Below are 16,574 nucleotides of genomic sequence, written 5' to 3' on the forward strand. Positions count from 1 at the left end.
ACTTACGCCCTCCTCAGCGCAGCTTGGGGTCGAGGGCGTTGCGGACCGCTTCGCCGAGCATGATGAAGGCGAGGACGGTGATGCTGAGCATGATCGACGGATAGATCAGGATGTGCTGGGCGACGCGGATCTGATCGGAACCGGCGGAGATGTCCACGCCCCACGAGATGGCCGGCGACGCGAGGCCCAGACCCAGGTAGGACAGGGTCGCCTCAGTGGCGATGTACCCGCCCAGCGCGATCGTGGCTACGACGATCACCGGTGCCATGGCGTTCGGCAGGATGTGCCGGAGCATGATCCGGGGGGTACCGGCGCCCAGGGCCTTGGCGGCGTGGACGTAGTCGGCCTGCTTGACGGTGATGACCGCGCCGCGCATGACGCGGGTGATCTGCGTCCAGCCCAGGAAGGCCAGGGCGAAGACGACGGTCCACACGGTGCGTTCGGTGAACGCCTGGAGGACGACCATCGAGCCGAGCAGGAAGGGGACGCCGAAGAAGACGTCGGTGAGCCGCGAGATGATCGCGTCCGTCAGACCGCCGAAGTAGCCGGAGATCATGCCCGTCAGACCGCCGACGAGGGTGACGAGCGCGGTGACGCAGACGGCGACGATCAGCGAGGCGCGGGTGCCGTAGATCAGACGCGCGTAGACGCTGCGGCCCTGGCCGTCCCAGCCGAGCCAGTCGGGCGAGCCGACCTTGCTGAGCTGGGGCTTCTGGAGGAAGTGGTTCACCAGGTCGCCCTTGGTGGGGTCGGCACTGGTGAACAGGCTCGGGAAGACGGCGATCAGCAGCAGGAAGAAGATCAGCACCGAGGAGACGAGGAAGTAGGGGTTACGCCGCAGGTCGGACCATGCGTCCCCCCACAGGCTGCGGGCCTTCTCGGGCTTCTGCGCTTCCACGGGGGCGACGGGCGCCGAAGCCTGCTCGGTCGTCGCGGTTTCGGTCTTGGTCATATCAGGCATACCGGATCCTCGGGTCCAGGACCGCGTAGAGGAGGTCGACGAGCAGGCTGGCGATCAGATAGACCACGACCAGGATGGTGACGACACCGACGAGGGTCGCGCCTTCACGCCGGGCGAGGGAGTCGTAGATCAGACCACCGACACCCTTGACGTTGAAGATCCGCTCGGTGACGACGGCGCCGCCCATGAGGGCGCCGATGTCGGTACCGAGGTAGGTCGCCACGGGGATCAGCGAGTTGCGCATCAGGTGAACACCGATGACGCGACGCTTCGGGAGACCCTTGGCCACGGCCGTACGCACGTAGTCGGCGCGCAGGTTCTCCGCGATCGACGTGCGGGTCAGGCGGGCCACGTAGGCGAGGGACAGCGAGCCCAGCACGACGGCCGGCGCCATCAGTTCGCCCCACGTCGGGTAGTTGCTGACGTTGGGCTTGATCCAGTTGAGCTCGAAGGCGAACACCGTCTTGATGACGTAGCCGAGGACGAACACCGGGACCGAGATGACCAGCAGCGTCAGGATCAGCACGAGGTTGTCCACGAACTTGCCGGCCTTGAGGCCGGCGGCGATGCCGAGGCTGAGGCCGAGCACGATCTCGATGGTGAACGCGAGCAGGGCGATCCGGCCGGTGACCGGGAACGCGTCGCCGAGTACTTCGGTGATCTCACGGCCACTTCGGATCTGCGTACCGAAGTCGAAGTGGAACAGGATGTTCGATATGTAGTTCCAGTACTGCTGGTACATCGGCAGGTCCAGGCCGTGTTCGTGCCTGAGCTTCGCCAGCGTGGCGGGGTCTACACCCTTGTCTCCGAAGAGTCCGGCCACGGGGTCGCCGGGCAGGCTGTAGACCATCAAAAAGATGAGCAGGGTCGTCCCGAAGAAGACCGGGATCATCTGGAGCAGTCGTCGTGCGACATAGCGCCCCATCATGCCTCCGTAGAAGATGCGGCAGGCGCAGCCGGATGGGCCCTTTCGCCACGCACGCGCGTGACGTTTCCGTCACTGCGTCGCGAAAGGGCCCCCCGGGCGCTGCATGTTAGGCCCGGATGTGGGCCGGCTCCCCGCCGGCCCACATCCGTCGAAAGGAATTACGCGGTAGGACTTACTTCTTGACCTCGACCTGGTCGAGGATCGGGTCGCCGTCCTGGGCGTACTTCACGTTCTGGACCTTCTCGGAGTAGCCCGCGTTGACCTTGTAGTACCAGAGCGGGATGGAAGGCATGTAGTTGACGAGTTCCTTCTCGATGGCCTGGTAGGCCTTCACGGACTCGTCGAGCGTCGCGGCGCTGTCGGCCGCGGCGATCTTGGCGTCGAGCTCGGGGCTGCTGAAGCCACCCTGGTTGCCGCCGGCGCCCGTACGGAACAGGTCGCTGATGAAGTTGGCGTTCACCGGGTAGTCGAGGACCCAGCCGGAGCGGTAGATCGACTTGACCTGCTTGGACTTGCGGGCCTGGAGGTCGGCCTGGAAGTCCGGCTTGGCGTCACCGGTGCACTTGACGCCGGTGGCCTGGGTGATGCTGCCGCAGACGGCCTCGACCCATTCCTTGTGACCGCCATCCGAGTTGAACTGGATGAAGATCTCGTTGTTCGGGACGCCGCCGCCCTCGGCGATGAGGGCCTTGGCCTTCGCCGGGTCGAACTTGGTGACGTCACCGGAGCCGGTCGGCGTGTAGCCGAGGACGCCCTTGGCGACCCAGCCGGTCGCCGGCTCGCGGGTGCCCTGGAGCACGGTCTTGGTGATGGTGTCGCGGTCGATCGCCATCGACAGGCCCTGGATGACCTTCGGGTCGACCTTCTTCGGGGTCTTCCACTGGTCGGCGTAGTACGCGATGGCCAGCGTCTGGACGGCGGAGTACGCCTGGTCCACGGCGCGGTCACCGAGGTCGGCACGGTAGACCGGGAGGTCCTTCGGGCTGATCTGACGCAGGACGTCGACGTTGCCCGACTTCAGGTCCTCGTAGGCGGTTTCGAGGGTGGTGTAGTTCTTGAGAATCACACCGCCGTTCTTCGCCTTGTCCGCGCCCTTGTAGTCGTCGAAGCGCGTGAGCTCGATCTGCTTCTTGTGCTCCCACGACTTGAACTTGTACGGGCCGTTGCCGACCGGCTTCTCACCGGCGGCCGCGGGGTCCGCGTAGAACGAGGCGGGCAGCGGGGAGAAGACCTCGTAGCCGAGCTTGTACGCGAAGTACGGCACCGCGTTGGCGAGCTCGATGGTGAAGGTGTTCTCGTCGACGATCTTCAGACCCTCGAGGGCGTCACCGGTGGGCTTGGCGCCCTCCGCCTCGGGGTGCAGGGCTTCGAAGCCCTTGATGTCGGCGAACCAGGACGCGTTGCCCTGCTTGTTGTTGATGTTCGCGGCCCAGTTCCACGCCTTGACGTAGGACTCGGCGGTCACCTTGGTGCCGTCGTGGAAGGTCCAGCCCGGCTTCAGCTTGACGGTCCACAGCTTGCTGTCCGTGCTCGTGACCGACTCGGCGTTGACGTTGACGATCTTGCCGTCAGCGTCGTAGTCGACGAGCTGGGCGAACAGGCCCGACATCGCGATCGAGCCGTTGGACTCCATCGTGTCGGCCGGCTGGAGAAGCTTCTCCGGCTCGCCGACCTCGATCGAGTAGATGCCGTTCGGGTCAACCTCACCCTTGGCGCCGGCGTTGTCGCCATCTCCGCCGCCACAGGCAGTCGCTGCCAGGGCGACGACAATCGCGCCCGCTACCCACTTGGCGCTCTTGGCACCGCGCATGGGTTTCCTCCTCATGAGTCCACTGTCTGATGTGAAGGACACAGGTGTGTTTCGCCGACACCCCTGACGGCGATAGGACCGGTGTCCCGAGTGTGCTCGTGAGTCGACGCTCCCCACAGCGTGTGACCCATTGACCCGAGCTCAATGGAGCCATCCTCGAGGACGTCCTGACCGTAAACCACACTTAAGTGGTCTCGTTTTCACAACATCGCACTACGGCTAAAACCCGAAATCCGGACAAACGGATAGGAGACAGACATGAACGAAACGGACTGTTAGCTCTTCTTCCGGAGTGTCACGGTCGGTATGCGGACACCGGACCGAAATAATCCGCTTGACAAAAGCGAACAGCCCCCTCCGTCACGGTGAACGTGACGGAGGGGGCTGTTCACTTGAGTCGACGCCGGGCAGGACCCAAGTGTGACCTAGGTCCCAGGCGACTACTTGCCGGACTTGGCGCGCGAAGCGGTGCGCGAGCGGTCCTTCTGGTCCAGGACGACCTTGCGGATGCGGACGGCCTCCGGGGTCACCTCGACGCATTCGTCGTCGCGGCAGAACTCCAGGGACTGCTCCAGGGAGAGCCTGCGCGGGGGCACCACGTTCTCGGTGTTGTCCGCCGAAGCCGCACGCATGTTGGTGAGCTTCTTCTCCTTGGTGATGTTCACGTCCATGTCGTCGGCGCGGGAGTTCTCGCCGACGATCATGCCCTCGTACACCTCGGTGCCGGGCTCGGTGAACAGGACGCCGCGCTCCTGCAGGTTGATCATCGCGAACGGCGTGACCGAACCGGAGCGGTCGGCGACCAGCGAACCGTTGTTACGGGTCACCAGCGGGCCGAACCACGGCTCGAGGCCCTCGTGGATCGAGTGGGCGATGCCCGTGCCGCGCGTACCGGTCAGGAACTCGGTACGGAAGCCGATGAGGCCGCGGGACGGGACGACGAACTCCATGCGGACCCAGCCGGAGCCGTGGTTCGACATGTTGTCCATGCGGCCCTTGCGGACGCCCATGAGCTGCGTGACCGCGCCCATGTGCTCCTCGGGGACGTCGACGGTCATGCGCTCGACCGGCTCGTGCACCTTGCCGTCGATGACCTGGGTGACCACCTGCGGCTTGCCGATGGTCAGCTCGAAGCCCTCGCGGCGCATCTGCTCGACCAGGATGGCGAGCGCGAGCTCACCACGGCCCTGGACCTCCCAGGCGTCGGGACGCTCGGTGTCGAGGACGCGGAGCGAGACGTTACCGACCAGCTCGCGGTCCAGACGGTCCTTGACCTGACGGGCGGTGACCTTGCGGTCCTTGACCGCGGACTTGGCGTCCGCGCCCTTGCCGCTGCCGCCGCGGCCGACCATCGGGGAGGTGTTCGTACCGATGGTCATGGAGATCGCCGGCTCGTCGACCGAGATCAGCGGGAGCGCGATCGGGTTCTCCGGGTCGGCCAGGGTCTCGCCGATCATGATGTCGGGGAAACCGGCGACCGCGCAGATGTCACCCGGGCCCGCCACCTCGGCCGGCTTGCGGGTGAGCGCCTCGGTCATCATCAGCTCGGTGATGCGGACGTTGGAGATGGTGCCGTCACGCTTGATCCACGCGACGGTCTGACCCTTGCGGAGCTCGCCCTGCTCGACGCGCACCAGCGCGATGCGGCCGAGGAAGTTGTCCGCGTCCAGGTTGGTGACGTGGGCCTGGAGGGGCGCCTCGTCGTCGTACACCGGGGCCGGGACGTGGGCCAGGATGGTGGAGAAGAAGGGCTCCAGGCTGTCGCTGTCCGCGGGGACGGTGCCGTCCTCCGGCTTGGTCAGCGAGGCCACGCCGTCACGGCCACAGGCGTAGACGATCGGGAATTCGATCTGGTCCTCGTCGGCGTCCAGGTCGAGGAAGAGGTCGTACGTCTCGTTGACGACCTCGTCGATCCGGGAGTCCGGGCGGTCCGTCTTGTTGATGCAGAGGATGACCGGCATCTTCGCCTGCAGGGCCTTGCGCAGGACGAAGCGGGTCTGGGGCAGGGGACCCTCGGAGGCGTCCACCAGCAGGACGACCGCGTCCACCATGGACAGACCGCGCTCGACCTCACCACCGAAGTCGGCGTGGCCGGGGGTGTCGATGATGTTGATCGTGATGGGCGCCCCGCCGTCCTTGGGGTGGTACTTCACCGCCGTGTTCTTGGCGAGGATCGTGATGCCCTTCTCACGCTCCAGGTCGTTCGAGTCCATCATGCGGTCGTCGAGGTGCTGGTGGGCGGCGAAGGCACCGGCCTGCTTGAGCATGGCATCGACGATGGTCGTCTTGCCATGGTCGACGTGGGCGACGATGGCGACGTTACGGATGTCGTGGCGCGTGGGCACTTCGGCGCTTCTCCCGGGATCGTGGATGGCGACGCGTACGGTCCGGCACGCGCGCCTCGACCGGGCGGAAAACCTGCCACGGCCTTACCCCATCGTACGTCGGCTGGCGGGAACCGCCTGCCGGGGGGTCTGTCAAGAGGCCGGACGACTGAGCACGGCCGGGTCCTGGGTGGGGGGACTCGGCAGTAGGTGGAACCTGTAAACACGCGGGTCAACGGGTACGTACGACCTTGCCCGCCGGGTGATCCGGCGGGCAAGGGACTTGAGTCACATCTGAGCTTGAGACCTTCGAATCAACCCCGGATGCACCCGTTCGTCATCACTTCTTCGCGTTGCTTCCCGCCCTAGTTCTTCGCGTTTTTGTCCTTGGCCGCCTGCGCCGGCTTCTTCCAGCCGATGTCCTGGTAGCGCGGAGCTCCGAGGCCGAAGGCGCCCGCGTTGGTGAGACCCGGCTTCACGGCCACCAGCTCGGGGCGCTGGTAGAGCGGGATGGACCCGGCCGTGGCCCAGATCCGGGCGTCGGCCTTGCGCATCAGGTCGCGGGAGGCCGCCTCGTCCAGCTCGCCGAGCGCCTGGTCGAAGAGCTGGTCGATGTGGTCGGTGCCGACCCGGGTGTAGTTCTGTTCGACCAGGAGCGAGCCGTCGGCGGCCGGCTCCGGCTTGGCGAAGATGGGCCGGGCGTCGGTCGCCGGGTAGGCGGTCGCGGGCCACGAGTAGAGCGCCAGGTCGTACTGGCCCGAGGCGATGTGGTCCTTGAAGAAGCTCTCGTCGGCCACCTTGACCAGCTCGGTCTGCACGCCGACCTTCTGGAGCACCTGCGCGATCCGCTCGCCGACCGTGCGCAGCGCCTCCGAGCCGGGGCCGGCCGGCAGGACGAAGCGCAGGGCGAGGGGCTTGCCGTCCTTGGCGAGCGTGTTCCCGGAGGTGCGCACGGCCTGCTTGGCGGGGGCCGGGGCGGGGCTGGCCTTGGCCGGGTCCGCCGGTTCGGCCGCGGTCTCGGCGTCGAGGGCCGGGCTGCGCTTGCCGTCGTCCACGGCGTTGGCGGCGTTGGCCTGGGCCTGGGCCTCGGCCTGGGCGCGCAGGTGCTGCTCCTGGAGGTCGGCGAAGGGGGCCGGGGCGAGCACCGGGGAGGGGTGGTTCTGTCCGCTCTGCCCGTCCGCCGCGAAGGCGTCGGCGTCGACGATCTCCCCGTCGGGCTGCCCGTCGGGCTGCCCCTCGGGCAGCCCGTCCGGCTGCCCGTCGCCGTTGCGTCCGTCGTCCTGGCCGACGATGTAGAGGCCGTCGTTCCCGGTGCCCGGGCCCGCGGCCGGGACGGAGGGGGTCTTGGAGTCGTCCGTCTCCTTGGAGGCCTCCGAACCCGCCTTCGCGCCGGCCGGCTCGGTGATCTTGCCGCCGCGGCGCCAGCCGGCGTCCGCGAGCAGGGCCTGCGAGGCCTGGGGGTCCTGGCCGCCGAGGGCGTCGCTGTTGTCGGCGTACGCCTGCTGCCCGGCCAGGGCGAGGTGGCTGCCCACCGGCTTCGCGGGCAGGCCGAGCGGCTTGAGCACGATGTCGGCGAGCGCCTGGCGGTCCAGGGCACGGGCCACGGCGCGGCGCACCCGCTCGTCCGCGAGGGGGCCGCTCGCCCCGTTCATGGCGAGCTGCGTGTAGGCGGGCTCCAGGGACTTGCGGACGGTGAAGCCGCGCAGGGCGCCCTGCTCCTCGGCGTACCGCTTCACCGACTCCGCGTGCTTCTGGCGGGTGGCCTGGGCCTCCTTGGCCTTGTCCTCGTCCAGGCCGAAGGCCAGCGCCCACGAGAGGGTGGCCTGCGCGGCCGTCACGGAGGCGGCCGGGCCGTGGGCCCCGTCGGCCTTGGCGGCGTCGCGGCGGGCCAGGGCGATCCGGTCGGCCCCGGTGCGGTCGATCTCCGCGAGGTCGAGCTTGCCGGCGGCCAGCGCGGCGGGGCGTTCGGAGCGGGGCACCGCGGTGAGGACGAGGGTGTCGAGCTTGGCGGGGCTGCCCCACCAGCGCGGGTTGCGGGTCAGCGAGGCCGTGCCCGTCTTCTTGTCGATGGCGCCCAGCCCGAAGGGCCCCGCGGTGACCTTCAGGGCGCCCCGGGCCCCCTCGTTGAAGCTCTCCGGGGTGCCGGTGACCTGCTTGGGGTAAAGGGGGCTGAAGAGGGAGCGCCAGTCGGCGTACGGCCGGACGAAGGTGACCTTGACCTCCAGATCCGTCTTGCCGCGCTCGATCTTCTCGATCCGGTCGTACCCGGCGTTGCGCGCCGTCCAGTACGCGGAGTCCTTGCCGTTCAGCGCCCGCCACTGGGAGACGAAGTCGGCGGCGCCGATCTCGCGGCCGTCGCTCCAGACCGCCTGCTGGTTGAGCTTGTACAGGACGACCTGCTTGGGCTCCCGCTCGACGACCTCGGCCTTCTCCAGGTAGTCGGGGTTGGCCACCGGCCGCCCCTTGCCGTCCAGCACGAACAGCTGGGGCAGGACCGCCCCGGCGATCCGGTTGGTGGTGGTGTCCGCGTCGGCCTGGAAGGCGTTGAGGGTGCCCGGCATGGAGTCCACCGCCCACCGCAGCACCCCGCCGTCCTTGACCTTGTCGCGGGTGGTGGCCGCGATGTCCTGCCCGGCGGCGGCCGGGCCGCCCTCGTCTTCACCCGCGCCGCAGCCCGCGAGCAGCGGCAGTGCAAGAACTCCCGAGGTCAGGAGCGCCAAGGACCTGCGCCTTCTCTGGGACATGGGTGGTACCTCCGGGACGGGGCGTGGGGGGAGCCGTGAAAGGGGATGTTTTGATCACGTTCGGCGGTATATGGAGCTGATCACACTGGTTGCCGAAACCCACTGAAATCGACACCCCGCCGCACCCACCGCAGCCGACCCTCGCCACGCCGCGAACCCCACCCGTGCGGACCAATCCGGCTTGCTTTCCGGGTCGGCGTTCGCCCGTAAGAGGGACGAGAACGGGGGCGGGAGGGGCGCACGGTTCGCGACCGCGCGCCCGCAATCGCTGCACGTCCCTTCACAACGGGGGATGTGAGGCGCGACACTCGCAGGCGCACATGAGCGTTGCCACCGCACCCAGCGGAAGTGAGGGCAAGTCATGTCCCTGCAAGATGATTTGACCGCCGTACGGCGCAACCTGAACGAGCTGGTCCGCTCCGTGGAACAGCTGGAACGGGATGTCGCCCGGCAGGCACCGGCCGCCTCCCGGCCTCCCGGGGAGGGCGCGATGATCAGCGTCCCGGACACCCCGTACGACAGCACGCTGTGGACGGACGCCGACGACGAAGGTCTCGGAGCCCGCGACCGCCGCGCCCCCTGACGCGCGCCTCCCGCACACCCCACCGCCCCACCGGACCCGGTCACCCGCAGCGACGGCGGCCGGGTCCCCCGGGGCACCCCTCATCACTCCACCCGGAGTCCCTCTTGGCCACAGGCACCCAACCATCGCCACAGCGGCCCGGCGGCGTCCACGACGCCTCGCGGGCCGCGATACCGGCCCGGCACCTGCGGACCGACCGGTGGTGGCTCTCGCCCGCCGGCACCGCGGCCGGGCTGCTCGCCTTCATCGTCTACTCGACCTGGCGGGCCTTCGCCAACGCCGACTACTACGCGGCGCCGTACGTCTCCCCGTTCTACTCCCCGTGCCTCGCGGAGAACTGCGCGGACATGCGCGGCGGCCCGAACCTCGACCTCTTCGGCAGCTGGTGGGGCCTGTCCCCCGCGCTGCTGATCCTGGTCTTCCCGCTCGGCTTCCGGCTGACCTGCTACTACTATCGCAAGGCCTACTACCGGGGCTTCTGGGCCTCGCCGCCCGCCTGCGCCGTCGCCGAGCCGCACGCCTCGTACAGCGGTGAGACGCGCTTCCCGCTGATCTTCCAGAACATGCACCGGTACTTCTTCTACGCGGCCCTGCCGGTGGCGGGCATCCTCACCTACGACACCGTGCTGACCTTCCGAAACGAGCAGTACGAGTGGGGCCACATGGGCCTCGGGACGCTGCTGTTCGTCGTCAACATCGGGCTGATCTGGGCGTACACCCTGTCCTGCCACTCCTGCCGGCACATCATGGGCGGCCGCCTGAAGCACTTCTCCAAGCACCCGGTGCGCTACCGCCTGTGGGGCTGGATCAGCCGTCTCAACACCCGTCACATGCAGCTGGCGTGGGCCTCGCTGATCAGCGTCGCCCTGTGCGACTTCTACGTGTACCTGCTGGCCAGCGGCGCCTTCACCGACCCGAGGATCTTCTAGTGACCCAAGTGGAACGGCAGCAGTGGGACGTGGTCGTCGTCGGGGCCGGCGGTGCCGGGCTGCGGGCCGCGATCGAGGCGCGCGAGCGGGGCGCCCGTACGGCCGTGATCTGCAAATCCCTCTTCGGCAAGGCCCACACCGTGATGGCGGAGGGCGGGATCGCCGCCTCCATGGGCAACGTCAACGAGGGCGACAACTGGCAGGTGCACTTCCGCGACACGATGCGCGGAGGCAAGTTCCTGAACCAGTGGCGGATGGCGGAGCTGCACGCCAAGGAGGCGCCGGACCGGGTCTGGGAGCTGGAGACCTGGGGCGCGCTCTTCGACCGCACGCCCGACGGGAAGATATCGCAGCGCAACTTCGGCGGGCACGAGTACCCGCGGCTCGCGCACGTCGGCGACCGGACCGGGCTGGAGCTGATCCGCACCCTCCAGCAGAAGATCGTCCAGCTCCAGCAGGAGGACTTCAAGGAGTACGGGGACTACGAGGCCCGGCTCAAGGTCTTCCAGGAGTGCACGGTCACGAGGATCTTGAAGACCGAGCCCGATAGCGGCTCCGCCGCGGACTCGAGGGTCTCCGGGACCTTCTGCTACGAGCGCGAGACCGGGCGGTTCTTCGTCCTGGAGGCCCCGGCGGTGGTGCTGGCCACGGGCGGGATCGGGAAGTCCTTCAAGACCACGTCCAACTCGTGGGAGTACACGGGCGACGGCCACGCGCTGGCGCTGCTCGCCGGAGCCCCGCTGCTGAACATGGAGTTCGTGCAGTTCCACCCGACCGGTATGGTCTGGCCGCCCTCGGTCAAGGGCATCCTCGTCACCGAGTCGGTGCGCGGCGACGGCGGGGTGCTGCGCAACAGCGAGGGCAAGCGGTTCATGTTCGATTACATCCCGGACGTGTTCAAGGAGAAGTACGCCCAGTCCGAGGAGGAGGGCGACCGCTGGTACGAGGACCCGGACCACAACCGGCGCCCGCCCGAGCTGCTCCCCCGCGACGAGGTGGCCCGGGCCATCAACTCCGAGGTCAAGGCCGGGCGCGGGTCCCCGCACGGCGGGGTGTTCCTGGACGTGTCCACCCGGATGCCGGCCGAGAAGATCAAGCGGCGGCTCCCGTCGATGTACCACCAGTTCAAGGAGCTGGCGGACGTGGACATCACCGCCGAGCCGATGGAGGTCGGCCCGACCTGCCACTACGTGATGGGCGGCATCGCGGTCGAGTCCGACACGGCCGCCACCCTCGGGGTACCGGGCCTGTTCGCCGCCGGTGAGGTCGCGGGCGGGATGCACGGCTCGAACCGGCTGGGCGGGAACTCCCTGTCCGACCTGCTGGTCTTCGGCCGCCGGGCCGGGCTGCACGCCGCCGAGTACGCGGCGCGGGACGCCCCGGCCGTCGGCGGGCGGCCCGAGGTGTCCCAGGCGCAGATCGACGCGGCGGCCTCGGAGGCGCTGGCCCCCTTCCACGCCGCCGAGGGCGCGGAGAACCCGTACACCCTCCACCAGGAGCTCCAGACGGCGATGAACGACCTCGTCGGGATCATCCGCCGGGAGGGCGAGATGGCCCAGGCGCTGGAGAAGCTCGCGGCCCTGCGCGTACGGGCCTCCCGGGCCGGGGTCGAGGGGCACCGGCAGTTCAACCCCGGCTGGCACCTGGCCCTGGACCTGCGCAACATGCTGCTCGTCAGCGAGTGCGTGGCCCGCGCCGCCCTGGAGCGCACCGAGAGCCGGGGCGGGCACACCCGCGAGGACTGCCCGGCGATGGAGCGGTCCTGGCGGCCGGTGAACCTGCTGTGCCGGCCGGTGACCGTGCCCGATGGAGACCTCGCTCCCGCCGACCCGGCCGCGGACCGGATCGAGCTGACCCGGGTGCGCACCGACCCCATCCGACCGGACCTGCTCGCGCTCTTCGAGAAGGAAGAGCTGGTCAAGTACCTCGCCGAAGAGGAGCTGTACGAGTGAGTAGCTACGATGCCGCGTTCCGGATCTGGCGGGGCGACGCGGAGGGCGGTGAGCTGCGCGACTTCACCGTGGAGGTGAACGACGGGGAAGTGGTCCTGGACATCGTCCACCGGCTCCAGGCCACCCAGGCGTCCGACCTCGCGGTGCGGTGGAACTGCAAGGCGGGCAAGTGCGGTTCGTGCAGCGCGGAGGTCAACGGGCGGCCGCGGCTGATGTGCATGACGCGGATGTCGACCTTCTCCCGCGAGGAGACGATCACCGTGACCCCGCTGCGGGCCTTTCCGGTCGTCCGCGACCTGGTGACGGACGTGTCCTTCAACTACCAGAAGGCGCGCGAGGTGCCCGCGTTCGTGCCGCCCGCCGGGGTGGCTCCCGGCGAGTACCGGATGCAGCAGATCGACGTGGAGCGCTCGCAGGAGTTCAGGAAGTGCATCGAGTGCTTCCTGTGCCAGGACACCTGTCACGTGGTGCGCGACCACGAGGAGAACAAGCCCGCCTTCGCCGGTCCGCGCTTCCTGATGCGGGTGGCGGAGCTGGACATGCACCCGCTGGACGCGGCGGCCGAAGCGGGCCTGGACCGCAAGCGCACGGCGCAGGAGGAGCACGGGCTCGGCCTCTGCAACATCACCAAGTGCTGCACGGAGGTCTGCCCCGAGGGGATCAAGATCACCGACAACGCCCTGATCCCGCTGAAGGAGCGGGCCGTGGACCGCAAGTACGACCCGCTCGTGTGGCTGGGGAGCAAGATCGGGCGTCGCTCCGGTCGATAGCCGCCCCCAATCGTTCACTTGGCACGACAGAATGCCCCCTGAGCAACGTCGTTGACGTGAAGTCAGGGGGCATTCGCGGTGCGGGTGGGGGATCAGCTGGCGGGCCGGTACCGCCTCGAACAGCGGCTCGGCAAGGGCGGCTTCGGCGAGGTGTGGCGGGCGTTCGACACGGCACTGGACCGGGCCGTGGCGGTGAAGGTGCTCCTGGAGACGGCCATGTCCGACGAGGCGGTCGCCCGCTTCCGGCGCGAGGCCACCATCGGGGCGCGGCTCCAGCATCCCGGCATCACCGTGGTGCACGACGTGGGGCAGGAGGACGAGCGGCTCTTCATCGTCATGGAGCTGCTCGCCGGTGAGGATCTGCGCGCGGCGCTGGTCCGGGCTCCGGGCGGGATGCCGGTGGCGGTCGCGCTGGATCTCGCCGCCCAGACCGCCGAGGCGCTGGCCGCCGCGCACGAACGCTCGGTGATCCACCGGGACTTGAAGCCGGCCAACCTCTTCCTGCTGCCCGGGGGCCGGCTGAAGATCTGCGATTTCGGCATCGCGCACTCCTCGGACGCCACGGCCGGCTGGACGGTCACCGGCCGGATCTTCGGCAGCCCGCCGTACATGGCCCCCGAGCAGTGGCGGGGCGAGCGGGTGGACGCCCGGTGCGATCTGTACGCGCTGGGGGGCGTGCTGTACGCGCTGCTGAGCGGGGAGCCGCCCTTCGGGGAGGCGGAGGTCCCCTACGTCCTGATGCGCCGGCACATCGAGGACCGGCCGCGCCCGCTGCGGGAGGCCGGCCTGCCGGTTCCGCCGGAGGTGGAGCGGCTGGTGGGGCAGCTGCTGGAGAAGAGCCCGGCGGACCGGCCGGAGTCGGCGGACGCGGTGGCCGCGGGGCTGCGGGCGCTGCTGCGGGCGGGGGCGGGCGCGGGTCCCGGGACGGGGTCGGTGGTGGGGTCCGCGGTGCCCGTCGGGCGTGCGGCCTCGGCGGCGCCGGGCGGTCCGGAGACCCCGGGCGGTACGGCTGCTCCGGGGGCCGTACCGGACGGGGCCGTACCGGACGGGGCTGCTCCGGACGGGGCTGCCGGGGGCGGGTTCGGGCCGGCCTCCCTGTACGCGCCGGACACTGGGGGCGGGTTCGGGCCCGTGTCCATCCCCGCGCCGGACACCTGGGGCCGGTTCGGGCCCGCATCCGCGTCCGCCCCCGGTGCCGGGGGTACGCCCGGTGCCGCCTCCGCGCCCGGTGCCGTGTCCGCTCCCGGTGCCGTGTCCGCTCCCGGCACCGGGGGCGGGCCCGCGGCGGCCGCCGTGCCGGACACCGGGGCCGTTCCCGTTCCCGTACGGGACTTCGTACGGGAGCTGCTGCTGGAAGCCGAGGAGTCGCTCCGGGCACTGCCCGCCGGCGCCCCGGCGCGGATCGAGGTGCTGGCCCTCGCCGCCGATGCCGCGGCCCGCTTCGACGGCGGGCTCGCCGGCCGGCTGCTGGCCGACGCCGAGGCCGCCGCGTGGGCCGGCGACGGGGGCGACGGGGCTCGGGCGGCCCGACTGCTGACCGGGCTGGCCAAGGACGTCTCCGCGCACGCCCCGGCCCGGGCCCGGCGGCTGCTGACCGACGCGCAGCAGGCGCTGTTCACCGTGTTCGGCTCCAACCGGTCGGGCCCGCTGCGCGCGGTGGCGGAGGAGCTGGCCCGGGTGGCGCCGGAGCAGGCCGCGCGGATCGCGGCGGACCACTTCGCCGACAGCCCGGCCGAGAAGCGGCTCGGCGCCCGCATCGCCACGGCCGTCGCGGCGGCCGACCCCGCCGAGGCCGAACTGCGCCTCGCGCTGATCCAGGACGCCGGGCTGCGCGGGGCCGCCACCTACGACACGGTGCTGGCCGTCGCCCCGAACGATCTGGCGGCGGCCCTGCGGCTGAGCGAGCGGATCGGCTCCGCCGGGGGCCGGCTGCTGGCGCTGTGCCAGGTGGCCCGAGACCGCGCGGCGGCCGGGGACGCGGCGGGCGGGTCCCGGGCGCTGGAGCAGGCCGAGGAGGAACTGCCCCGGTTCCTGGAGGAGCGGGCGGCCTGGCTGCGCGAGGAGGCCGCGCACCACACCGAGCAGGGACGGCTCGTACAGGCGGAGCGGCTGCGGAACCAGGCCTCCGGCCTGCTGCGCCGCCACCCGCAGGAGGCCGCCGACGAAAAGGCCCGCCACGCCCTGGACTCGCTGGCCTCGGCGCGGGCCGCCGTCGAGCGGGAGGGGCGGCCGCCGCTGGACCCGGCCGTGGCGCGGGAGCGCGCGGGCCGGGCCCGGAATCTGCCCGATGCGGCGGAACGGGCACGCTCGCTGGCCCGGATCGCCCGGGAGTGCGTGGCGACGGCCGGGGTGCCCTGGTTGCGGGAGGCCGCCGCCGATGCCGGGAGCCCCCTGCCGGCGGGTACGACGGTCACCGGTCGCGACGGGACGGTGCCGCGCGGCCGCGCGGCGGCCCCCGGCGCTCGGGCGTGGCACACGAGCGCCCGGCCGGCCGGCCTGTACGCGGCCGGTGCGCGCGTGGTGTGGCGCAAGGGGACCGAGGTGGGCTGCGTACGGGTGGACGCGGGCGCGACGCTCTGGACGGCGTACGCCGACGAGGGCGCGGCCGCTCCGCCGCTGCCGGGGACCGGGCCGCTGCTGGTGTCCTGCGAGGCGGACGCGGCCACGGTGTACGTCCAGGTCCGGCGGGACGACGCGGCGGGGGTGCGGCTGCTGGCGCGCGATCCGCGCGACGGGCGGGTGCGGTGGTGGCGGGACCTGCCCGTGGAGCGGCCGCTGCACAGCGCCGGGCCGGTGCTGGTGCTCGGTGCGCCCGGTGATCTGACGGCGCTGCGGGCCGAGACGGGCGAGGTCCTGTGGCAGCGGACGCTCCCGGACTCCGCCACCCGCTCCCCCGCGGCGGTGGGCGACTGCCTGGTGCTGGCGGACGACCGGCTGGTCCAGGCCCTGCACCTGCCGACCGGCCGCCCGGTGTGGTCCTTCCCCCGGGCCCGCCCGGAGGAGCGCGCGCTGCACGGGCAGCAGCTGTCCGGCGGCCCGGTGCACCTGCTGGACGGGGGCGCGCTCCTGGCCCTGGACCGGGCCACCGGCCGGGAGCTGTGGCGGTTCGCGCTGGGCACCCCGGCGGAGCGGCTGCTCATCGAACGGGGCACGGTGTACGCGGCGGCGCACCGCCCGGACCAGGGCGCGGACCTGGTCTTCGCGCTCGACGCCGGGACCGGTGCGCTGCGCTGGCAGCGGGCGCTGACCCGGCGCGAGGGCCGGGTGTGCACCCTCGACCTGCTGGGGCTGCGCCCGGGCGGCCTGTACGTCAAGGTTCCGCGGGGCGGCCGGCGCGGCCTCCTGAGCCGCTCCGCGGACCCCTTCGTCAGCGTCCTGGACCCGGCGACCGGCAAATCCCGCCGCCAGTGGGAAGAGCCGGCGCTCGCCCAGGGGGACACCCTCCTGGTCGGCGACCGCCTCGTCCTGTCCCGTCCCGAACTCACGGCGTACGCCCTGCCGTGAGTCCGCGGGCGGCGGCCGTGCGGCGATCTCCGGGTGCGGGTGTATGAAACGGCCCATACGCTCCCAAAT

10 protein-coding genes are annotated in these 16,574 nt (G+C 70.7%); 5 read left to right on the forward strand and 5 right to left on the reverse strand.

Translation table 11 applies throughout. The features are described 5' to 3' along the window. Positions 1-13: 13 nt before the first annotated feature. The 5 genes from OG730_RS15350 to OG730_RS15370 form a co-directional block, all read right to left on the reverse strand. Positions 14-961 carry an ABC transporter permease gene (locus OG730_RS15350; protein WP_327304772.1) on the reverse strand — a complete coding sequence of 316 codons (948 nt, stop codon included), beginning with the start codon at positions 959-961 and terminating at the stop codon, positions 14-16. Beyond that, positions 954-1,886, reverse strand: a complete 933-nt coding sequence (locus tag OG730_RS15355; protein WP_327309274.1) for an ABC transporter permease — start codon at positions 1,884-1,886, stop codon at positions 954-956. Before OG730_RS15355 ends, OG730_RS15350 begins: the two co-directional genes overlap by 8 nt. A 175-nt stretch (positions 1,887-2,061) precedes the next feature. After that, entirely contained in the window at positions 2,062-3,699 is a 1,638-nt protein-coding gene (locus OG730_RS15360; RefSeq protein WP_327304773.1) for a peptide ABC transporter substrate-binding protein, read from the reverse strand. A 440-nt stretch (positions 3,700-4,139) separates the two neighbouring features. Next, positions 4,140-6,044 (reverse strand): translational GTPase TypA, encoded by a 1,905-nt coding sequence (gene typA, locus OG730_RS15365; protein ID WP_327304774.1) that lies wholly within the window; start codon positions 6,042-6,044, stop codon positions 4,140-4,142. A 344-nt stretch (positions 6,045-6,388) separates the two neighbouring features. Beyond that, on the reverse strand, positions 6,389-8,767 hold the full coding sequence (locus tag OG730_RS15370; RefSeq protein WP_327304775.1) for an ABC transporter family substrate-binding protein: 2,379 nt from the start codon (positions 8,765-8,767) through the stop codon (positions 6,389-6,391). A gap of 361 nt (positions 8,768-9,128) precedes the next feature. Between OG730_RS15370 and OG730_RS15375 the strand changes: the two genes are divergently transcribed. The 5 genes from OG730_RS15375 to OG730_RS15395 all read left to right on the forward strand — a co-directional run bounded on the left by OG730_RS15375 (position 9,129) and on the right by OG730_RS15395 (position 16,505). Continuing rightward, a complete protein-coding gene (locus OG730_RS15375; RefSeq protein WP_327304776.1) occupies positions 9,129-9,350 on the forward strand; it encodes an Rv0250c family protein in 222 nt (73 codons plus the stop codon). 104 nt (positions 9,351-9,454) lie between these two features. Next, positions 9,455-10,279 carry a succinate dehydrogenase subunit SdhC gene (locus OG730_RS15380; protein ID WP_327304777.1) on the forward strand — a complete coding sequence of 275 codons (825 nt, stop codon included), beginning with the start codon at positions 9,455-9,457 and terminating at the stop codon, positions 10,277-10,279. Continuing rightward, complete coding sequence (locus OG730_RS15385) at positions 10,279-12,231, forward strand: fumarate reductase/succinate dehydrogenase flavoprotein subunit (protein WP_327304778.1); 1,953 nt, start codon at positions 10,279-10,281, stop codon at positions 12,229-12,231. Before OG730_RS15380 ends, OG730_RS15385 begins: the two co-directional genes overlap by 1 nt. After that, a complete protein-coding gene (locus OG730_RS15390) occupies positions 12,228-13,001 on the forward strand; it encodes a succinate dehydrogenase/fumarate reductase iron-sulfur subunit (protein WP_327304779.1) in 774 nt (257 codons plus the stop codon). Before OG730_RS15385 ends, OG730_RS15390 begins: the two co-directional genes overlap by 4 nt. Positions 13,002-13,079: 78 nt before the next feature. Next, the gene (locus OG730_RS15395) at positions 13,080-16,505 is read left to right on the forward strand and encodes a protein kinase domain-containing protein (RefSeq protein ID WP_327304780.1); all 3,426 of its coding nucleotides are present in this window, start codon (positions 13,080-13,082) and stop codon (positions 16,503-16,505) included. Positions 16,506-16,574 lie beyond the last annotated feature (69 nt).

The sequence above is a fragment of the Streptomyces sp. NBC_01298 genome (assembly GCF_035978755.1).
Lineage (GTDB): Bacteria > Actinomycetota > Actinomycetes > Streptomycetales > Streptomycetaceae > Streptomyces.